This is a genomic window from Bacillus nakamurai (assembly GCF_001584325.1).
GTDB lineage: Bacteria > Bacillota > Bacilli > Bacillales > Bacillaceae > Bacillus > Bacillus nakamurai.
In genome coordinates this window covers 24,397-45,074 of the sequence record NZ_LSAZ01000045.1, presented here as the reverse complement: position 1 = coordinate 45,074, position 20,678 = coordinate 24,397, and the positions used below count along the sequence as shown (strand labels likewise).

General features: G+C 48.4%; 22 protein-coding genes and 2 pseudogenes. 18 read left to right on the top strand and 6 right to left on the bottom strand.

Annotation, left to right across the window (positions count from 1 at the left end):
• The first annotated feature begins 34 nt into the window (after positions 1–34).
• From AXI59_RS18665 to gdh, 3 genes are all read left to right on the top strand, one after another.
• Positions 35–922, top strand: coding sequence for a DMT family transporter (locus tag AXI59_RS18665; protein ID WP_061529013.1), 888 nt, complete (start codon positions 35–37; stop codon positions 920–922).
• A 116-nt stretch (positions 923–1,038) separates the two neighbouring features.
• Complete coding sequence (locus tag AXI59_RS18660) at positions 1,039–1,902, top strand: RhaT/GlcU family sugar-proton symporter (protein ID WP_061528989.1); 864 nt, start codon at positions 1,039–1,041, stop codon at positions 1,900–1,902.
• Between the two features lie 21 nt (positions 1,903–1,923).
• On the top strand, positions 1,924–2,709 hold the full coding sequence (gene gdh / locus AXI59_RS18655; protein WP_061522816.1) for a glucose 1-dehydrogenase: 786 nt from the start codon (positions 1,924–1,926) through the stop codon (positions 2,707–2,709).
• 45 nt (positions 2,710–2,754) lie between these two features.
• Here gdh and AXI59_RS18650 read toward each other — a convergent pair whose 3' ends face one another.
• The 3 genes from AXI59_RS18650 to AXI59_RS18640 are packed head-to-tail and all read right to left on the bottom strand — an operon-like array spanning position 2,755 to position 5,618.
• Positions 2,755–3,366, bottom strand: a complete 612-nt coding sequence (locus AXI59_RS18650; RefSeq protein ID WP_061528988.1) for a YcnI family copper-binding membrane protein — start codon at positions 3,364–3,366, stop codon at positions 2,755–2,757.
• Between the two features lie 12 nt (positions 3,367–3,378).
• Positions 3,379–5,013, bottom strand: coding sequence for a copper resistance CopC/CopD family protein (locus AXI59_RS18645; RefSeq protein ID WP_061529012.1), 1,635 nt, complete (start codon positions 5,011–5,013; stop codon positions 3,379–3,381).
• Positions 5,014–5,045: 32 nt separating this feature from the next.
• On the bottom strand, positions 5,046–5,618 hold the full coding sequence (locus AXI59_RS18640) for a DeoR family transcriptional regulator (protein ID WP_061522814.1): 573 nt from the start codon (positions 5,616–5,618) through the stop codon (positions 5,046–5,048).
• A 175-nt stretch (positions 5,619–5,793) separates the two neighbouring features.
• On the opposite strand from AXI59_RS18640, the gene AXI59_RS18635 reads away from it, so the two are divergent.
• The 4 genes from AXI59_RS18635 (at position 5,794) to AXI59_RS18620 (ending at position 9,335) form a co-directional block, all read left to right on the top strand.
• Positions 5,794–6,135, top strand: a complete 342-nt coding sequence (locus AXI59_RS18635; RefSeq protein WP_061522813.1) for an LIM domain-containing protein — start codon at positions 5,794–5,796, stop codon at positions 6,133–6,135.
• A gap of 183 nt (positions 6,136–6,318) precedes the next feature.
• A complete protein-coding gene (locus tag AXI59_RS18630; protein ID WP_061528987.1) occupies positions 6,319–7,755 on the top strand; it encodes a PTS mannitol transporter subunit IIBC in 1,437 nt (478 codons plus the stop codon).
• A 25-nt stretch (positions 7,756–7,780) separates the two neighbouring features.
• A complete protein-coding gene (locus AXI59_RS18625; RefSeq protein WP_061522811.1) occupies positions 7,781–8,212 on the top strand; it encodes a PTS mannitol transporter subunit IIA in 432 nt (143 codons plus the stop codon).
• 1 nt (position 8,213) lies between these two features.
• Entirely contained in the window at positions 8,214–9,335 is a 1,122-nt protein-coding gene (locus AXI59_RS18620; RefSeq protein ID WP_061528986.1) for a mannitol-1-phosphate 5-dehydrogenase, read from the top strand.
• A gap of 46 nt (positions 9,336–9,381) precedes the next feature.
• Here the strand turns inward: AXI59_RS18620 and AXI59_RS18615 are convergent.
• Positions 9,382–9,981, bottom strand: a pseudogene (locus tag AXI59_RS18615) (dienelactone hydrolase family protein).
• Positions 9,982–10,056: 75 nt separating this feature from the next.
• Here AXI59_RS18615 and AXI59_RS18610 point away from each other — a divergent pair.
• On the top strand, positions 10,057–10,452 hold the full coding sequence (locus AXI59_RS18610) for a 3-hydroxyacyl-ACP dehydratase FabZ family protein (protein ID WP_061528985.1): 396 nt from the start codon (positions 10,057–10,059) through the stop codon (positions 10,450–10,452).
• 51 nt (positions 10,453–10,503) lie between these two features.
• On the opposite strand, the gene AXI59_RS19900 is transcribed toward AXI59_RS18610, so the two are convergent.
• Positions 10,504–10,668, bottom strand: coding sequence for a hypothetical protein (locus AXI59_RS19900; protein WP_156476330.1), 165 nt, complete (start codon positions 10,666–10,668; stop codon positions 10,504–10,506).
• A 128-nt stretch (positions 10,669–10,796) separates the two neighbouring features.
• Here AXI59_RS19900 and AXI59_RS18605 point away from each other — a divergent pair, with 128 nt between their 5' ends.
• The 9 genes from AXI59_RS18605 to AXI59_RS18565 all read left to right on the top strand — a co-directional run bounded on the left by AXI59_RS18605 (position 10,797) and on the right by AXI59_RS18565 (position 18,197).
• Complete coding sequence (locus AXI59_RS18605) at positions 10,797–11,546, top strand: Cof-type HAD-IIB family hydrolase (RefSeq protein ID WP_061522808.1); 750 nt, start codon at positions 10,797–10,799, stop codon at positions 11,544–11,546.
• A 189-nt stretch (positions 11,547–11,735) separates the two neighbouring features.
• On the top strand, positions 11,736–12,500 hold the full coding sequence (locus AXI59_RS18600; RefSeq protein ID WP_061528984.1) for a 5-oxoprolinase subunit PxpA: 765 nt from the start codon (positions 11,736–11,738) through the stop codon (positions 12,498–12,500).
• A gap of 22 nt (positions 12,501–12,522) precedes the next feature.
• Positions 12,523–13,737: an NRAMP family divalent metal transporter gene (locus tag AXI59_RS18595; RefSeq protein ID WP_061528983.1), complete on the top strand. Its 1,215-nt coding sequence runs from the start codon at positions 12,523–12,525 to the stop codon at positions 13,735–13,737.
• A gap of 25 nt (positions 13,738–13,762) precedes the next feature.
• Positions 13,763–14,536: a putative hydro-lyase gene (locus tag AXI59_RS18590; protein WP_156476332.1), complete on the top strand. Its 774-nt coding sequence runs from the start codon at positions 13,763–13,765 to the stop codon at positions 14,534–14,536.
• A gap of 35 nt (positions 14,537–14,571) precedes the next feature.
• Positions 14,572–15,303, top strand: coding sequence for a 5-oxoprolinase subunit PxpB (pxpB, locus tag AXI59_RS18585; protein ID WP_061522804.1), 732 nt, complete (start codon positions 14,572–14,574; stop codon positions 15,301–15,303).
• Positions 15,304–15,305: 2 nt separating this feature from the next.
• Positions 15,306–16,313 (top strand): 5-oxoprolinase subunit C family protein, encoded by a 1,008-nt coding sequence (locus AXI59_RS18580; RefSeq protein ID WP_156476329.1) that lies wholly within the window; start codon positions 15,306–15,308, stop codon positions 16,311–16,313.
• Between the two features lie 16 nt (positions 16,314–16,329).
• Complete coding sequence (locus tag AXI59_RS18575) at positions 16,330–17,079, top strand: IclR family transcriptional regulator (protein WP_061522802.1); 750 nt, start codon at positions 16,330–16,332, stop codon at positions 17,077–17,079.
• Positions 17,080–17,143: 64 nt separating this feature from the next.
• The gene (locus AXI59_RS18570) at positions 17,144–17,785 is read left to right on the top strand and encodes a GDSL-type esterase/lipase family protein (protein ID WP_061528980.1); all 642 of its coding nucleotides are present in this window, start codon (positions 17,144–17,146) and stop codon (positions 17,783–17,785) included.
• Between the two features lie 166 nt (positions 17,786–17,951).
• On the top strand, positions 17,952–18,197 hold the full coding sequence (locus tag AXI59_RS18565; protein ID WP_061522853.1) for a YczI family protein: 246 nt from the start codon (positions 17,952–17,954) through the stop codon (positions 18,195–18,197).
• Here AXI59_RS18565 and AXI59_RS20590 read toward each other — a convergent pair.
• Positions 18,198–18,482 (bottom strand): annotated as a pseudogene (locus tag AXI59_RS20590) (antibiotic biosynthesis monooxygenase family protein).
• Between the two features lie 144 nt (positions 18,483–18,626).
• Between AXI59_RS20590 and AXI59_RS18555 the strand changes: the two are divergent.
• Positions 18,627–20,630, top strand: a complete 2,004-nt coding sequence (locus AXI59_RS18555; protein ID WP_061528979.1) for a penicillin-binding transpeptidase domain-containing protein — start codon at positions 18,627–18,629, stop codon at positions 20,628–20,630.
• The last annotated feature ends 48 nt before the right edge of the window (positions 20,631–20,678 follow it).

Here is a 20,678-nt window from a genome sequence, read left to right as displayed (position 1 = left end):
ATTAAGACAAGGGTGGTAAAGGATGAAACAGGACATGGAAAAAAGGAGATCCATCGGGCTTCCGCTTGTGATTTCCATCATCGCTATATCTTTTTCCGCAATTATCGTGAAATGGTCGGGGGCGCCTGCGTCAGTGTTGAGCATGTACCGTATGGTTTTTGCCGCTGTTTTGATGCTTCCGTTTGTCGCAAAAAAGCGGGCTGAGTTTTTGGGCATCCGTGTGAGAGAGTGGGCGCTTTTAGGGGTGTCGGGCTTTTTCCTCGGTTTGCACTTTGTGCTGTGGTTCGGGTCATTAAAGCTGACAACCGTTGCCAGCTCGACGGTTATTCTCGCTTTGCAGCCGATGATATCCCTTCTCGGGGGATACCTCATCTATAGAGAAAAATCGAGCGGGCGCGCCCTTTTGATTATGTGTTTGGCCGTCATCGGCGCCGCCATGATCGGCTGGGGCGATCTCGGGCACAGCCGGGCGGCGATTTTAGGTGACGCGCTCTCATTTTTCAGCGTGATTGCCGTTGTTTGTTATTTGTTAATCGGCCAGCAGGCGGTCAAAAAGGTGTCACACTGGGTGTACAGTTTTTGTGTTTTCGCCTTTGCCGGCTTTTTTCTGGTGATCTATAACGTATGCGTGTCCGCCCCATTTAGCGGTTATGCTGCGAGAGAGTGGGGCATCTTTTTACTGCTGGCCGTCATCCCGACGATGTCGCATGTCATTAACAATTGGCTCTTGAACTTTGTGAACGCGACCTCCATTTCAATGAGCATTCTCGGTGAACCGGTCGGCGCGACGATATTTGCCGTGCTTCTGCTGGGGGAGCGTGTAACCGCCATTCAAATGGCGGGAGGCGTGCTCGTTCTGTGCGGCGTCTTTTTCTTTTTACTGTTGCAAAGACAAGGAAGCGCTGTAAAACATACTGCTTAAATTTTTATGCTTGCCGGTGAAATTCGCCGGCAGGCTTTTTTTTATCTTGTTTAGAGAATAATCGATATGATTCCAGACAAAATAACAGCAAATACGATTGAAAGAAGGTCGCCATCATGGATATATTACTGGCTCTTCTCCCGGCTTTGTTTTGGGGGAGCATCGTGTTATTTAATGTCAAACTGGGCGGCGGGCCTTACAGTCAGACGCTTGGAACGACTATCGGAGCGCTTATCGTTTCGTTTGTGCTTTACCTGTTTGTTCATCCGGTGCTGTCTGTGCGCATTTTTATCGTCGGGATCGTATCGGGGCTGTTTTGGTCGCTCGGACAAAGCAACCAGTTAAAAAGCATCCAGCTGATGGGTGTTTCAAAAACGATGCCGATCTCAACGGGGATGCAGCTCGTCTCGACATCTTTGTTCGGAGTTATCGTGTTCAAGGAATGGTCAACGCCTATCGCGATTACGTTAGGTATTCTCGCCCTTATCTTTATCATTGTCGGAATTGTGCTCACATCGCTGAATGATAAAAAGGGACAGGCGGACGGAGAACCGGGAAACTTAAAAAAAGGGATCGTGATCCTGCTGATCTCCACGCTTGGTTATTTAGTCTACGTCGTCGTTGCCCGGCTGTTCGGCGTATCCGGCTGGTCGGCGCTTTTGCCGCAGGCGATCGGGATGGTGATTGGCGGACTGGTGCTGACGTACAAGCACAAGCCATTTAATAAGTATGCGATCCGCAACATTCTGCCGGGAATCATCTGGGCGCTCGGGAATATGTTTTTGTTCATCTCTCAGCCGAGAGTCGGAGTTGCGACAAGCTTTTCATTATCACAAATGGGAATTGTCATCAGCACGCTCGGCGGGATCTTCATTCTCCGGGAGACGAAAACGAAACGCCAGCTGATCGCTATCGCCATCGGTATTATTCTGATCATCGCGGCCGCGGTATTCTTAGGAGTCGCAAAATCAAATTCATAACAAAACGCAGGAGGTTCGAACATGTATACTGATTTAAAAGGAAAGGTCGTTGCCATTACGGGAGCGTCATCAGGGTTAGGAAAAGCGATGGCGCTTCGTTTCGGACAGGAACAGGCGAAGGTCGTCATTAACTACTTTAACAATGAAAAAGACGCCCAAAGCGTAAAAGAAGAGGTTCAAAAAGCGGGCGGGGAAGCGGTAGCCGTTCAGGGTGACGTCACAAAAGAAGAAGATGTTAAAAACATCGTGCAAACCGCAGTCAAGGAATTCGGCACACTTGATATTATGATTAATAACGCCGGCGTGGAAAATCCGGTTCCTTCCCATGAAATGCCGCTTAATGATTGGAACAAAGTCATCAGCACCAACCTGACGGGCGCTTTTTTAGGAAGCCGCGAAGCGATTAAATACTATGTGGAAAACAATATTAAAGGCAACGTCATTAACATGTCCAGCGTACATGAAATGATTCCGTGGCCGCTGTTTGTTCACTATGCGGCAAGTAAAGGCGGTATCAAATTAATGACAGAAACACTTGCCCTTGAGTACGCGCCAAAGGGAATCCGTGTAAATAATATCGGGCCTGGCGCAATCAACACGCCGATCAATGCGGAAAAGTTTGCTGATCCCGTCCAGAAAAAAGATGTGGAAAGCATGATTCCGATGGGGTATATCGGTGAGCCGGAAGAAATCGCGGCAGTCGCCGTCTGGCTCGCGTCTAAGGAATCGAGTTATGTCACGGGCATTACGCTGTTTGCCGACGGCGGAATGACGAAGTATCCGTCATTTCAGGCCGGACGCGGATAAGAAAAAAAGCGATCGCAGGCTCAATATGAGCCGGATCGCTTTTTCTTATCCGCGTTTTTTCTTCAAAATCGCTGCTATGGACAAAATAATGGCTGCGGCTGAAAGAACGATGGCCGCAATATCAAGCGCCGATGTGCCTGATTTGCTTTCTTCCTTTGTTTGTGAAGCTCCGTGTGCATCGGTGACGTTGGCCGCTTTTGTGATTTTTGTAATCGAGTGCGGTGTGTCGGCTTTTTCGTCTCCCGTCCATTCTACAATGCTGCCGTCTTTATAATATTGGTAGGCATCCCAAGCGGCATCTTCGGTCTTTTCAGGGTTTTTTGCAACGAATGTGAACTGCTGGAATTGGCCGGGCTTAATGCCGCCGGCTGTTGCTTCCCAAGTGACTGACACGTTTTTATCATCATGTTTTGAAACAGAGGTTTTCCAGCCTGGAATCGGCTGATACTGCTGGAATTCAACACCCGCGGGCATTTTCAGCACAACCTTTGTAGTAGGTTCATTTTTTTCAACTGGCACTTTCATTGTGTACGTTTCCCAAGAGCCGGCAGCTGATTCCGCCGGTTTCACTGAAACGTGGGCGCTTGCCGAAGCCGTAAAGCATACGAGAGACATAATCACGGCCGAAATGAATAATAAAGCATTTTTTTTCAACATGAGACACACTCCTTAGTTTGTGGTAGTGAAGATTTGGTTGATCTCGTTAAAATCGCTTGTCAGTCCGTGGACTTTGATTTTCCAGTTTCCTTTTTCGGTAATGGAAAGGTTATCAGCTTCAAATAAGCCTTGCTTTGTCTTTTTCAAATCAAAGGTGCTTTCGTTTTTATTGCCGCTGAAGCCCGTCTGGTATACGGTCACCGTGAATTGCTGAATATCTTTGACCAGGCGGCCGTTATGATCGGTGACTCTCACTTCAAATTCATTTTTACCCGGCTGGTTCGGGCTGATACTGATAGACAATGTTTGTCCGCTGCCGATCATTTCTGAACCGTTAAACGGCTCCGGCGCCGGTGCCGGCGGGCTTGGCAGGCTTGTGAAGACAGCCGTTATAAACAATACCGCAATGCCGATCACCCATTCAGCCTTGACCGTCCGGCTGATGCTGCGCGTCTGCCGGTACTTTGTGATCCACACATGAAGGCCGCCGAGCGCAAGCATGACAACAAACAGGCCGATTTTAATCAGAAGCGTTTTGCCGTAAGCGGTGTGAAAGAGCGAATCAAACGAGCGGATAATGAAAAATCCATTCAGCACGCCTGAGAATAAAAGCACGCCGACTGCACTGAATGCCCAAGGGGAGAACCGCTTCACCGTTTCCCACGCAGCCGATTTATCGGACTTTCTCCACTCCGCGGAAAGAAGCAGCACAAGCGCCGCCATTCCGCCCGTCCACACAGAAGCCGCTGATAAATGGAGAAAATCCATCGTGATGCCGACCGCTCTTTCTTCAATCACCGCTGCGTGACCGGCAAATGCCTTGGCCAAAAGCGATCCGAAAAAGAAGAGAAGCGGCGCCGTCCAGTATGTAAAAGAACGAAATTGTTTCTTTTTTAACACCGGAATCATGGACAAAACGAGCAGCGCGTATAAGCTGATTTGAATTATCCAAATCGATCCGCCCGCTGTCTGCAGAAGCGTTTCTTTTATATAGCCGGGCTGAAAAGCGGCACTCCACGCACCTCCAGCATTTTCTTTCGTCTGAATCGGAAGCTGGCAGATCAGGGCCAGCCCAAACAAAGACAAGGAGATGATAAACAGCTTTACGGTTCGCCTTGCGAGCTCTCCTGACAGGCCTTCATTCGCCCTGTACCAAAAAAGGTGGAAAAAAGCCGTTCCGATAAACAGGGAAAGGGCCGTGTACAAGATGCCGCGGTCAATTGCCGTTTCGGGATGAAGCGATGCTCCGGAAGCCGTTTTGTCTTGAAAGGCTCCGTCCGCTTTTCCGACGCTGAAAGGAATTATGCCGGAAACCGGATGCCCGTCGGCTGACACCGCGTTCCATTCCGCTCTGTAAATGTCATGCGGCAGGTTTTTCTGTAAAGCGGCGGTCATGATACGGTTATCATTTTTCTTCATCACTGTCCGGCCCGTATCGACCCGCTCGCCGGATGAATTATACACCTTGATGGAATGGAAGCCTTCCTCGATCGGTTCATTGAACTGAATGTCGACCTGCTTCGGCGCTTGTTTTAATTCGCTGTTCTCACCCGGTGTTGAGCTTGTGATATAGGCATGGGCAAAGCTTGTTTTCGGAAACAAAACAAGGAACAGCAGAAGAATGAGCCACAGTTTGTTTCGTCTCATGGCTGAAGACACCGCCTTCCGGTTGGTTGTTGTTACGTCTTGCTGCAAGTGCATCCCTTTTGCCTGTCGTGTAAGATGATTTCCGCCGCCTGGTCAAATGTGCAAATGACCCCGCCGAACCCTTTTTGAAACCGTTTCGCGTAATCTATCGTTGAAAAGGGGATCGCCTGCGGCTGGCAGCAGTGGAGATCAATTTCGGCATTTACTAAAAAGTATGCAGAGGCGGCCGTAATCGTCGTCTGTAGAAGAAAATCCTTACACATGACGTGGGACACTTCTTCCTTTTTATCCTCATACCGCAAAATCGCGCAATGAATGCAGCACATCTGCTCGACGGATTGTGAAGCAGTGATAAGCTGAACAGAATATGAGTGCTGAATCGGCCGCAAGCAATAGCCGCATTGATTGGCGTTTTGCTCTGAAGCGGATGGGAGCGTAATGCCGCCGGGTGTTTTAATAATCCGGTTCGACTCAGCCAGCTGATTGACGTCTCTGTAAACAGTCATTTCAGAGACACCGAATCTCTCGCTTATATCAGAAATTTTTAACACGCCCTCTTGCTTCAGCCATTCAAGCATTTTTTGCTGTCTGTTAATCGGAAGCAATTCTGCATCCCCCTTTTTATGCGAATGAGTGATGATCTCTTTTTAAGAGTAGATGTTTTCATCAGTGTGTACAAGTGCCTGATGATAAAATATGTGAAAAAATGTTGAACAATCACAACCGCAAACCTTTGGGCCAGTCTCTGTTATAATAGAAGTATTGAATGGAGGAATAAAGATGAAAGAAACGACCTGCCCGAACTGCGGTAAGCCGATTACAGGCGACATGGTCAGATCGTCAATGATCCCGTGCCAGTTTCAATGCGGGCATTGCCATGAAAAGCTGCGTGAATATAAAGTGTCAGCCCCCATTATGGCGGTGGCGATTACAATAACAGTCCTGCTGATTTATCTTGTGCAAATGGCCAGAACGGCTGTCATTCCGGTTTTTCCGGCCGCCCGGTATGTGCCGGCCGCCATATTTGCGCTCGTATGCGCGTATCCGGTGTTTATCGTGAGTGAACGGCTGATCGCAAAGCTTGTTGTTACCAAAGGAAACATTATATACAGAAAGCGGTAAGGCACCTGAATAACAGGTGTCTTTTTTTTATTTAAAAATTTGTCACAGTCTATGTGCCAAACTCCTCTTTACTTTTCGTTGAATAGGCACTGTAAGCGTTTTATGATGAAGGCATAGGGGAGAAAGCAGCCCCGTTTTCTTTATTATTTCATCATAAGACAGCAAAACAGGGAGGGAATATATATGCAGCAAGAACAGCAGCAAGCAGGCGTAAAGGTTAAGATTCAGCGGTTCGGCAGTTATTTAAGCGGAATGATTATGCCGAATATCGGCGCGTTTATCGCGTGGGGGATTATCACGGCGCTGTTTATTCCGAAGGGATGGCTTCCGAATCCTCAGCTGAACACATTGGTCGGTCCGATGATTACGTATCTGCTGCCGCTTTTAATCGCATATACAGGCGGAAAAATGATTTACGACCATCGCGGGGGAGTTGTCGGTGCGACGGCAGCCATTGGCGTCATTGTCGGTTCGGATATCCCGATGTTTTTAGGCGCCATGATTATGGGACCGCTGGGCGGATATCTCATTAAACAAGTAGACCGTTTATTTAAGGATAAAGTCAGACAGGGCTTTGAAATGCTGATCAACAACTTTACGGCGGGAATTATCGGAGCGGTGCTGACTATTATCGCGTTTTATGCGATCGGCCCGGTTGTTCTGTCTCTGAATAAATTGCTGGCAGCCGGAGTTGAAGTGATTGTCCATGCGAATTTGCTGCCGATTGCAAGCGTTTTCGTTGAACCGGCAAAAGTCTTGTTCCTGAATAACGCGATCAACCACGGCATTTTAAGTCCGATCGGAATCGAGCAGGCGGCGAAAACAGGAAAATCCATTCTGTTTTTAGTTGAAGCAAACCCCGGACCGGGACTTGGCATTTTACTGGCATACATGTTCTTTGGAAAAGGCTCTTCAAAATCTACTGCGCCTGGAGCTGCGATCATTCATTTCTTCGGGGGGATTCATGAGATTTACTTCCCGTACATTTTAATGAAGCCGATGCTGATCCTTGCGGCGATTGCCGGGGGAGCAAGCGGATTGCTGACATTCTCGATCTTTAACGCGGGTCTTGTCGCGGCATCATCACCGGGAAGCATCATCGCCATTTTAGCGCTGACTCCGAAAGGAAGCTATCTCGGCGTGCTGGCAGGCGTCATCGTCGCAGCGGCCGTATCGTTTATCGTATCTGCGCTTATTCTGAAATCGTCAAAAGCGGGTGAGGAAGATCTGACAGCCGCTGCGGAAAAAATGCAGGAAATGAAAGGGAAGAAAAGCGAGGCTGCGGCCGCGCTGGCGGACAAAGAGGAAGAGCCGGCTGAAGGGTCTGCCGACATCTCTGCTGAACAAGTCAGCCGCATTATCTTCGCTTGTGATGCGGGAATGGGATCGAGCGCAATGGGCGCCTCCATTTTAAGAAATAAAGTGAAAAAAGCAGAACTGGACATTGATGTCACAAATACGTCGATCAATAACCTGCCAAATGACGCGGATGTCGTCATTACGCATAAAGATCTGACAGACCGGGCGAAGGCCAAGCTGCCGCAAGCGGTGCACATCTCGGTTGATAATTTCTTAAACAGTCCGAAATACGATGAACTGATTGAAAAGCTTAAAAACTAATCAAACAGAAAGAGGGATTCCCATCATGGAAGTATTAGCTAAAGCAAATATCAAACTGAATCAAACGGTGAAATCGAAAGAGGACGCGATCCGGTTAGCGGGACAGACGCTGATTGATAACGGCTATGTGAAAGACGGCTACGTGGCAAAAATGTTCGAACGGGAAGAAACGTCTTCCACTTTCATGGGGAACTTCATCGCCATTCCCCACGGCACAGAGGATGCGAAAGAGGAAGTTCTTCATTCGGGCATCTCCGTCATTCAGATTCCTGACGGCGTGGAGTACGGTGAAGGCAATACAGCGAAGGTTGTCTTCGGCATCGCCGGTAAAAACAATGAACACTTAGACATTTTGTCAAACATCGCCATCGTTTGTTCAGAAGAAGAAAACATCGAACGGCTGATCAATGCAAAAACAGAAGAAGAACTAGCCGCTATTTTCAGCGAGGTGAACTGACATGATTGCCCTTCATTTCGGAGCGGGAAACATCGGGCGGGGCTTTATCGGCGCCCTGCTCCATCAATCCGGCTATGAGGTCGTATTCGCCGATGTTAACGAGACAATGATCAGCCTTCTGAATGAAAAGCGGGAATACACAGTTGAGCTTGCCGACGGCGGTCGGAAAACAGAAAAAATCGGCCCTGTTTCAGCCATCAACAGCGCAGTCCAAGAGGAAGAGCTGTACAGACTGATCAATGACGCTGCGATCATTACGACGGCGGTGGGACCGGGCGTGCTGAAATTCATTGCCCCGTCTATCGCGGAAGGATTAAAGCGCAGAACAGCCTCTCAGCCTCTTAACATCATTGCCTGTGAAAATATGATCGGTGGAAGCAGCTTTTTGAAAAAAGAAGTTTATAAGCATTTATCGGAAGCTGAGCAGGAAAAAGTGAGCCGTGCTGTCGGCTTCCCGGATTCTGCGGTGGACCGGATCGTGCCGATTCAGCATCATGAGGACCCGCTGAAGGTATCGGTTGAGCCGTTTTTCGAATGGGTCATTGATAAAACCGGTTTTAATGGCGAACCGCCGGTGATTGAAGGGGCACTGTTCGTCGACGAGCTTACGCCGTTCATTGAACGAAAGCTCTATACCGTCAATACGGGCCACGCGGTCACGGCGTACGTCGGCTATCAGCGCGGATTAAAGACCGTAAAAGATGCGATCGACCATCCTGAAATCTGCCGTGTCGTTCACGCCGCACTTTCAGAAACGGGCGAATACCTGGTGAAAACCTATGGCTTCAAGCCAGCCGATCATGAGCAATACATTAAGAAAATTATCGGCCGCTTTGAAAACGAGTACATCACTGATGATGTGACGAGAGTGGCCAGATCTCCGCTCAGAAAGCTCGGTCCGAATGATAGATTAGTAGGACCGGCTAAAAAAATAAAAGAACCGAACGCTCTGGCGGAAGGCATTGCCGCCGCCCTGCGTTTCGACTATAAGGACGATCCGGAAGCCGCCGAGCTGCAAAAGCTTATAGCAGAGAAAGGCACGAGCGGCGTGCTTCAAGACGTCTGCGGCATTCAGCCGCATGAACCCCTGCACGGCATCGTGCTGAAAAAATTAAATCAGTAATAAAAACTTCGCGTCATCAGGGCGCGAAGTTTTTTTAGTCCGGCCGTTATTCAAGGGGCAGGGCCATTGCTGCCTCATCAGCGATGACAGACAGTGTTTTGAGAAAAAGCTGTTTATTGAAATACACCGAATCCGGATTGGCAAAGCCATGTCTGCTTTCAAGAACTGATAAATCCGGATGAAGGGGTGCTGTTTTTCTTTTATGCCTTCAATACATTGCGGCAGATCAAACGACGGTTCAAATGAAGGAAAAAACAGCAGTGTCGGGCACGCAGGCTCAATGTCCGGGTATTGGCGGATCCGCGAGCCGCAATAGCAAACGGCGCCGCTTACTTCTTTCATGCTGCTGCATATCCAAGCGATGGCCGCCCCCATGCTGAATCCGAGCAAATACACTACACTTCACGGCTTTCTTCATGTGCCTCCATGATCATATGCCGAATGATTTCTTCTCCCTTTTCGAGACGGCGGTTCTTTACAAACCGATTATATGCCGTTTTTTCCTCTTCTAAAGCATATACCTCCCGCTCTCCGGGAAGATTCGGCGTGATGACATCAAAGCCCGCATTTCTCACCAGCCGGGCTTCATATGGGCATTCTTTCCGTATATTTCATGAATCAGTATCACGAGCGGCTTCGCGGCCATCAATATCACCCTTTCGATCTCTCTTCCATTATATCCTATCGGCGTTATAATAATGGAGAAAGGGAGGAGGCCTCTATGAATCAGAAACTTTTACCCCATCGCTATCCGTTCCTGCTGATTGACGGGGCGAAGGAGAGTGAACCCGGAAAGTGGGCTGCCGCTTACAAATTTGTCAGTGAAAATGACTGGTTTATTACGGAGTCACAACGGGAAATGCCGTTTTCGCTCGTGATTGAAGCGTTGGCCCAAACCGCTGCATATGCCGGAATTACAGGCGAAAACAGCCTCGGCCTGCTGTCTGCGGTGAAGAAAGCGGAAAGATTAGGTGCCGCTGTGCCCGGAGACCGTCTGGACCTTTTTTTCGAAGTCACTCGGAGCAGACGCGGTTTTGTGTTCGGACAGGCGCAGGCGTCTGTAGACGGGAAGCCTGTCGCGGAAGCCGAGATCAGTATTTTTATTGAGCAATCGTAGACAAAAGGATGCCGCTGTCCAAACGGACAGCGGCTGACTGCGACAAGCCTGTTATTTTGTATCGTAATCTCGTTCGCTTTGTGAATTGTCCCGCTGATCGTGCTTGTGTTTTTCATCGTTGGCGTTTTCTTTCAGCTCTTCAAGCGGAATCGGATCTGTTAAGTCATGATGTTCAGGATTTGCATTTACTTTGTTTTTCTGTTTTCTTTCTTTCATCCTCCATCACCTCACCATTTGTTTTCCTCAACGGCGCCCTCGCCAAACGTCAGGGAGCGGGTTTTTGTCCCTGTGGGTATTATGTATTAAAATAGAGACGACTACATTATAAAAAGTGAGGTACACATATGCCGATACAAAGAGAAGACGCAGATATCAAACTGATCGCGATAGATATGGACGGAACACTGCTGAATGACGAGCAGCTCATCCCCGAGGAAAACCGGCGGGCGATCAAGGAAGCGGAGGCAAAAGGCATTCACGTGGTCATCAGCACCGGCCGTACGTTGATGACGTGCCGTGAGCTGGCTGAGTCTCTTGAGCTGTCATCCTTTTTAATTACGGCAAACGGCAGCGAAATCTGGGATTCAAACTTTCAATTGATTGAGCGCAAGCTTCTCCATACCGATCATATTCAGCAAATGTGGGATTTGAGAAATAAGCACAACACGAATTTCTGGGCCTCTACTGTGGACAAAGTGTGGAGAGGGGAATTCCCTGAAACGATCACGGATCACCAGTGGCTCAAATTCGGCTTTGACATTGAGGATGACGAGGTTCGGAATGCCGTGCTTAACGAGCTGAAAAAAAACAAAGAGCTTGAAATCACAAACTCCAGCCCGACAAATATCGAAGTGAACGCCCTCGGCATCAACAAGGCGGCGGCACTGGCGAAGGTATCGGAAAAACTCGGCTTCACGATGGAAAATGTCATGGCCATGGGCGACAGCCTGAATGACATCGCCATGATTGAAAAAGCGGGTGTCGGCGTCGCAATGGGAAACGCGCAAGACATCGTCAAAGAAACCGCAGACTGGGTGACCGATATCAACACAGAAAACGGCGTCGCCAAAGCGATCCGGCACTGGGTGCTATAAGCAGAAAAGAGAGTCTCATCGTGAGGCTCTCTTTTTTATGCCGGCTAGGTCCATGGTAGGTTTTCTGACAATAGGATGTTCAAAGCCGTCAGAATTGTTATAATAAAAAGAAGTCCAATAATTCGGAATAGTCGTTCCGAATAACGGAATAATATTATAAAGCGTTTTCATTATAGCGGGAGGGATTTTATGTTTCAGATTGACGTTAATTGCGATTTAGGTGAAAGCTTCGGCGCTTACCGGATCGGGCTCGATGAAGATATTCTGGAATTTGTCACATCTGCGAACATCGCCTGCGGGTTTCATGCGGGAGACCCCGGCGTTATGCGAAAAACGGCGGTGCTTGCAGCAGAAAAAGGCGTGAAAATCGGCGCTCATCCCGGGCTTCCTGATCTTCAAGGGTTCGGACGGAGGCCGATCGCGATTTCCCCGGATGAAGCATACGATATGACAATATATCAGATCGGTGCGCTGTCAGGATTTTTAAAAGCTGAAGGAATCAGCATGCAGCATGTGAAGCCGCACGGAGCCTTATACAATATGGCGGCGGTCGATCATAAGCTTTCAGCAGCAATTGCCAAAGCCGTATACCGCTTTGATCCGGAGCTCATTCTTTTTGGGCTTGCCGGGAGCGAATTGATTAAAGCGGGAGAACAGATCGGACTTCAAACGGCAAGTGAAGTATTTGCGGACCGCACCTATCAAGCGGACGGCACGCTGACGCCGCGCTCACAGCCGGACGCGTTAATTCAGGATGATTCAAAAGCCGTGAAGCAAGTCATTCAAATGGTCAAAGACGGAACCGTGACTTCCCAGCAGGGACAAGCTGTGCGCCTGCAGGCCGATACCGTCTGTATTCACGGAGACGGCGCCCACGCGCTCACATTCGCAAAAACGATCAGAAAAGAATTACAAGCCGCCGGCATTCATATCAGTGCACTTGCACAGAACTGACCAACAGAGGGAGGAAGACAGCATGGAGCGAAAAAAACAACCGGCAGTGAAAAAAGCGGGAACTTGGTCATTGCTGATGGGAGCTGCTTTCTTAATGGCAACTTCAGCGATCGGGCCGGGTTTTCTGACACAGACGGCTACTTTTACAAATACATTGGCGGCCAGTTTCGGATTCGTCATTTTAATCTCTATTATTTTAGATATATTTGCCCAAACCAATGTATGGCGGATTATTGCCGTTTCCGGGAAAAGAGGGCAGGAAATCGCCAATATGGTGCTCCCCGGGTTAGGCTATATCATCGCCGCGATTATCGTCCTTGGCGGTCTTGCATTTAATATCGGAAATATTGGCGGGGCAGGGCTCGGCCTTCAGGTGCTGTTCGGCATATCTCCTGAAATGGGCGCCGTTATCAGTGCGGTTATTGCCGTTCTTATTTTTATGATTAAAGAAGCTGGGAAAGCGATGGATCGGTTTACGCAAATCGCGGGGTTTGTCATGATTTTATTAACGGTTTATGTGGCTGTCACAACGGCGCCGCCGGTCGGCCATGCCATTGCCAAGACCTTTGTGCCTGATCAGATCAGCGTGCTTGCCATCGTCACGCTTGTCGGCGGAACAGTCGGCGGCTATATCACGTTTGCCGGCGGCCACCGTTTGCTTGATGCCGGAATTAAAGGGAAGGATGCAATTCCAGAGGTCACAAAAAGCTCTGTGGCCGGAATTCTCATCACTTCTATTATGAGGATCGCTTTATTTCTTGCCGTTCTCGGTGTCGTCTCAAAAGGACTGAATATTGACAAAAATAACCCCGCTGCTTCAGTGTTCCAGCTTGCGGCAGGAAATGTCGGTTATAAAATATTCGGATTAATTATGTGGTCCGCAGCCATTACATCGGTTATCGGAGCTGCTTATACGTCTGTTTCCTTTTTTAAAACGTTTTCTCCGAAAATCGAGAAGCATTCTAGAGGTATTATTATCGGCTTTATCATCATTTCAACACTCATTTTTATCTCCGTCGGACAGCCCGCGAAAATTCTTGTGTTTGTCGGATCACTGAACGGTTTAATTTTGCCGATTGCTTTAGGGACGATTTTATTTGCCGCACATAAGAAAAAAATCGTCGGCGACTACAAGCACCCGATATGGCTGACTGTGAGCGGCGCCATTGTTGTTGCGGTAATGGCGGTTATGGGGATTTATACATTATGTACACAATTGCCGCAGTTATGGAGCTGATGAGATGAAACCGCTTATGAGTGCTATGAGTCCGCATGAAGTCAGACAGCTGATTCGGAAGGGGCAGATTACTGGTCCGACTGCGGGATTGGCCGCTTCTTATGCGCAAGCCAATCTTGTCATTTTAAAAAAGGAGTCAGCCTTTGATTTTCTCTTATTCTGCCAGCGCAATCAAAAGCCCTGCCCGGTGCTTGACGTGACGGAAGCCGGTTCGCCCGTTCCGGCAATCGCCGCGCCCGGTGCCGACATCAGGACGGATTTTCCGAAGTACAGAATATATCAACACGGTGTGCTCACCGAAGAGGCGGCGGATATTACGCCGTATTGGAAGGATGATTTTGTCGGTTTTTTGATCGGCTGCAGTTTTTCATTTGAACAAGCGCTTATCAATCATCAAATTCCGGTCAGGCATATCGAGGAAGGTTTAAATGTTCCGATGTATAAAACCGACATCGACTGTGTCCCGGCAGGTCCTTTTTCAGGAAAGATGGTGGTGAGTATGAGGCCGGTGCCGGAAAGGCAGGCCGTCCGTGCAGCTCAAGTCACGTCCCGTTTTCCTGCCGTGCATGGCGGGCCCGTCCATATCGGAAATCCGAAAGGCATCGGTATCAGCGATCTTGATAAGCCGAATTTCGGAGATGCTGTCACTGTGCGTGAAGGCGAGGTTCCTGTGTTTTGGGCGTGCGGCGTCACACCGCAGGCCGTGGTGATGGAGGCCAAACCTGACATTGTGATTACACATTCGCCGGGGCACATGCTGATCACCGATATACAAAATGAGTCGCTGGCCATTCTGTAATAGAGAAAAAGATATTTTACAACGAGGTGATGACAATGATGCAGCATAGCGGCAATGCCGCACTTGATATACAGCCGCTCGGTGATTCCGCCATTATCATCCGTTTTGGCGGGCAAATCAGCGAGCAGGTCAACGGCCGCGTCCATGCGGCCGCCGCCTGTATGGAAGAACGGCCGTTTCCGGGATTCATTGAATGCATCCCGGCATTTACAAGCTTAACAATCTTTTATGATGTATACACCGTCTCCAACATTCAGAAGGGCGTCTCACCTTTTGAGCTGGTAAAAAAAGAAGTGACGGAACGCCTGAGCGATGTAACGGCTGAGCAAAAAGAAGACCGCCGGATCATCGAGATCCCTGTTTGTTACGGCGGGGAATACGGCCCTGATTTAGAAGAGGTCGCCAAGCTTAACGATCTGACGCCTGAAGATGTCATCCGCATTCATACCGAAGGCGAATATCTCGTTTATATGCTTGGATTTGCACCGGGATTTCCGTTTTTAGGAGGGATGTCTGAGCGGATCGCCGCCCCGAGAAAATCGTCGCCAAGATCGTCCATTCCGGCCGGCTCAGTCGGCATCGCCGGGCTTCAGACAGGTGTGTATCCGATTTCCACCCCGGGCGGCTGGCAGCTGATCGGCAGTACGCCGCTTAGCCTGTTTCAGCCTGAAGAAAATCCGCCGAGCCTGTTAAGAGCCGGTGACACGGTGAAATTCGTACGAATCACAGCGGAAGAATACAGCCGCCTCATGGAGGGAGCCAGTTGAGTATGAAAGTTTTGAAACCCGGCCTGCTGACAACGATCCAGGACACCGGCAGAACCGGCTATCAGAAATACGGCGTATTAGGAAGCGGCGCCATGGATACAGTTTCCCTGCGCATCGCCAACATGCTCGCCGGAAACGAAGAAACAGAAGCGGGGCTTGAAATCACGCTCATGGGGCCCGGGCCATCGTTCGAAATGACAGAATCCAGGGTCATCGCCGTAACGGGCGCTGAATTTGCCTTACACATTAACGGAGAGCCGGCCCCTCTGTGGAAGCCGGTTTTCGTCAAGGAAAACAGCACCATCTCATTTGGGCCGTGCAAGCTTGGAAGCCGCGCTTATCTCGCTGTTGCGGGAGGATTCTGCGTGCCGGCCGTCATGGAAAGCAAAAGCACCTATGTTAGAGCAGGAATTGGCGGTTTTCATGGCAGAGCGCTCCAAAAAGATGACGAATTGCCTCTTGGCAGCATGACACAGCTATCGAAAACCATAGCAGCCCGTCTGAGCGGCTCTGCCGGACAGAACGGTTTTTCAGCACCTGATTGGGCCGTCAGCCGCCGGGGATTTTTGCCGCTGAAAAAAAATCCGGCCATTCGCGTTCTGGAAGGCTCCCAATATAACGCCTTTACCGAGGAGGCGAAAACGCGTTTTTATCATGAGCCGTTTAAAGTCACGCCGCAATCCGACCGGATGGGCTATCGGCTGAAGGGCGAGCCGCTTGAATTACAGGAGCCGCTGGAAATGGTATCAGAGGCCGTGACATTCGGGACGGTGCAGGTGCCGCCGGACGGAAATCCGATCATTTTGCTGGCGGACAGACAAACGACGGGAGGCTATCCGAGAATCGCGCATATTATCTCTGCCGATCTTCCTCTCGTCTCGCAAACGATGCCCGGTGAATATATCACCTTCCGGCCTGTTTCAAGAGAGGAAGCGGAAATGCTGATTCTGCATCGTGAAGAGCAGATGAAGGAGCTGAAAGTAAGGATTAAAATGGAATGGCTGACATAACAAAGGGGCTGAGATTGTGGAGAACAAAAACAAAACCGTGGTCAAATCAATGGAATTGCTTCATTTGTTTTTGACAGAACCGAGTCTGACTTTAAACGACATGGTTTCGCTGTCGGGGATGCCGAAAACCTCAGTTCACCGAATGGCCTGTTCATTGGAGGAAATGGGATTTCTCACCCGCGGCGCCGACGGCCGTTATCAATTGGGCCTGATTTTTTTACAGTTCGGGCAGCTCGTCTCCGAACGCCTTGACATCAGAAAAATTGCAAAACCCATCATGGAAGAGCTGTGCACCGAAGTGGACGAGGCGGTTCAGCTTATTATGAGGGACGGCGATGAAGCCATTTATGTCGAAAAAATAGAAGGCACACAAACCGTTCGTCTCTATACGGCAATCGGCCGGAGATCGCCCTTGTACGCGGGAGCGTGCGCAAGAAGCATTTTGTCGTTTCTGCCCAGAGATGAGATTGAAGCTTATATTCAGCAGACAGAGCTTGCGGCGATCGGCTCAGGCACGATCACAGATCCGGCTGCATTGCTTCAATCCATTGAAACTTCATTAAAAACGGGGTATACGCTCAGCTACTCAGAATTGGAGAATTACACCGCGGCAATCGGGGCGCCGATTTTTAACCATGAAGGCAAGGTGGCGGCGGGTATCAGCATTGCCGGCTTTGAAGCCAGGTTTTCAGAGGACTGCCTGCCATATTTAACGGATAAGGTCAAAACCGCCGCACAGCATATTTCTGAGAAATTGGGGTATTGACCGAGCCAATTTACCTTCACTCGCGTACATTACAATATCGACAGTAACGAGTGGAGGAAAGAAAATGGCACTTGTTTATACGGCACTCGGCGATTCTTTGACCACCGGAAGGGGAGCCGGTCCGTTTTCAGCCGGCTTTGTTCAGCGTTTCGGACGTATGATGGAAGAGGATTTACAGAAGAAGACCGACATATCTATTTTTGCGAAATCCGGCCTTGAGACGGGAGAAATCCTGGGACTTATGTCTTGGCCGAATATTCAAAGGCGGATTCAAGCAGCCGATATGATTACGATCACAGGCTGCGGCAATGATTTAATCGATTCTGTTCAAGCGTACCAGAAAACATCGGATGCCTCTGTTTTCACCAGCGTATCTGCGCACTGCCATGAAAATTTTGAAAAGATGATTGCCAGAATTGCCGACATAAAAGGAAAGCATCCAGCTCCTTATGAAATCCGCGTCTTCAATTTATACAATCCCTTTCCTAATATCTCTATTGCTGAAAAATGGATTTCTTCTTATAATGCGCACCTCAGCACGCTTGCATCAAAGCCCCACGTGAAAATCGCCGATGTTCACAGCGCCTTCAAAGGAAGACTGAACGAATATCTCTCCTGTGACTGCGTTCATCCTAACGGCAGGGGCTACGAAGTCATGGCCTGTGTCCTGCGGAGGCTCGGATACGGAAGCCTTGCCGCTTCATAAAAAAACGCGCTCCTTTTTCGGAGTGCGTTTTTTTGTGCTCCTTAAAACAAACTTAAAATTGCCCGTCTCTTGTTCTATATGCAAAAAAAGTACGCTAGAATAATGGGGGATAAAGACAGAAATAGAATTGTGTTCAAAAAACGAAGAAAAGAAAGGATGGATTTTTTTGCTGCGCGCCTTAAAGCTATCACTTGCAATGCTGATTATTATTCTTGCGGCTGCCGCATTTACGTATGCAGAACATACCTCTGTCATACAGCCGATTATGCTCGTGTTTCTCGGTGCGGTCATGTTTATTCAAGGACTGGAAGAAAAAAGAAAAGAAAACGACAGCTCGGGAAAATTTAATATGTACACCGCTGTTTTTGTATGGTCGATCTCCTTAATCGGTTTTACGCTTTACGCTATCTGATTATGTTATATCCCGAAAATGCTCCGCAACTGGAAAAGGTGAATAAAAACGGTGCAAAGGCTTTCCATTCCTGATAATCCGGCGACCCGCGAAAGCCTTTTGTATAATCCTCCAATGTCTCCCATTCTGCAAGCAGCAAATATTTACACGCTCTTCCATACATTTGGACAAGGAATGGGACAGATAACCTTTCATTCCCGATATATTCGGCTCCGCCCGGCGAAACGCCTCTTCAACATTCCCTTCAAGACCGTCTTTTACATTTCTCTGGTCATAAAAAAACATTCCCTTTTTTAATAGATATATTGAATCGGAATATGGGCAAAGATTGCTAGAAAAATAAAAAAATTTTAAACTCTATATGAAAAAAATCCTTGCATGCCTGATTTGCTTTAGGAGAAAATAACAATTGGAAGGCAGGGGAATATAGTGAAAAAAGGGATATACGTATTGCTTTTACTTGCAGGAATCATAGGATTGATCGGCTGTTCAAAAACAGAAGCAGCCGAAGACAGAATGAAAGATTTCGTCAAAGATTGGAACGGCGGTCATTACGATAAAATGTACCAAAGCCTTACGAAGGATGAAAAGAAAAAATTATCCAAGAAAGATTTTGTGAAACGCTATGAAACCATTTATGAACAAGCAGGCGTTAAGAATCTGAAAGTCACTGCTGAAAAACAGGACGAAGACGATAAGAAAAAAGATGACCTGCAGCACATCGGTTATAAAGTCAGCATGGATACGAAAGCGGGAAAGGTCGCCTTTGACAACACGGCTGTCCTGAAAAAAGAAAAAACCGATGATGGAGAATCATGGAACATCGACTGGAATCCTTCCTTTATCTTCAAACAGCTTTCCGATGACAAAACCGTGCAAATCGCAAATGAAGAACCGAAGCGCGGCCAAATTTACGACAAAGACGGAAAAGGACTTGCCGTTAATACAGAGGTGCCGGAAATCGGCATTATCCCTGGCAAACTCGGCAAGGACAAAGAAAAAGTGATCAAAAAACTGTCTGAAAAACTAGACCTTTCTGAAGATGATATTAAGAACAAACTGAATCAGAGCTGGGTAAAAGACGACTCCTATGTGCCGATTCAGAAGGTCAGACCGGATGACGAAAGCATGGTCAGCAGCCTGCTCTCATTAGATGGCGTCACAAAAACGAAAGTCAGCTCCCGCTACTACCCGTACGGCGAAAAAGCGGCCCACCTGACCGGATATATCAAGACCATTACTGCGGAAAAATTGAAAGAAACAAAAGAAGGCCAATACAGCGACACATCCAAAATCGGCATCTCCGGTCTTGAATTTGTATATGAAGATAAGCTGCGCGGCACAACCGGATGGAAAATTTACGTTCCGCAAACAGGAGACGTGATTGCTGAAAAGAAAGCAAAAAACGGCCAGGATATTCATTTAACAATCGATATGAAAACCCAAACAAAGCTGTACGACTCCATGAAGGATGACAGCGGAGCAGCGGTTGCCCTCGAGCCGAAAACGGGAGAAACACTGGCTCTTGTCAGCGCGCCGAGCTATGACCCGAACGGCTTTATTTTCGGCTGGAGCGATAAGGAATGGAAAAAGCTGAACGAAGATAAAAACAATCCGTTTACTGCGAAATTCAACAAAACCTATGCACCGGGCTCAACCATTAAACCGATTACCGCGGCGGTCGGGCTGACGAACGGAACACTGAAGGCTTCTGAAAAGAAAAAAATCACCGGAAAAGAGTGGCAAAAAGACTCAAGCTGGGGAGGCTATCATGTTACACGGGTATCAGAGCGCCTGAGTGAAGTCGACCTTGAAAACGCCTTGATTACCTCCGACAACATCTACTTTGCGCAAAATGCAATTGACGCGGGAGCAGATGCGTTTACAAAAGGATTAGAGTCATTTGGCTTTAATGAAGAGATTCCGTACCAATTTCCGATAGAAAAGTCATCAATCGCTAACGGCAAGCTCGATTCCGATATCCTGCTCGGCGATACCGGCTACGGTCAGGGACAGATGCAAATGTCTCCCCTCCACTTGGCAGCAGACTATACCGCATTTGTTACTGACGGAAATCTCGTCAAACCGACATTAGTCAAAGACGGCGTTAAAACTCCGGAAATCTGGCATAAACAAGTGGTATCCAAAGCAAATGCCGAAGAAATCACGAAAGGCCTGAGAGGCGTTGTTGAAGATCCGCGCGGCTCAGCATACCAGCCGATCGTAAGCGGCATTACCGTAGCCGGAAAAACGGGAACAGCCGAGCTGAAAACGTCTAAAGAAGATAAAAACGGCAAAGAAAACGGCTGGTTCGTCGGCTACGATTACAAGAAGAAAGACCTGCTGATCGCAATGATGATTCAAGACGTCAAAAAACGCGGCGGAAGCCACTACGTTGTGGAAAAAGCGAAAAAGCAATTTCAGGACAAGTAAAAGACGATTTTCTCGGGGACGAAAGGATAATTGGCCGCTGAAGCCGAA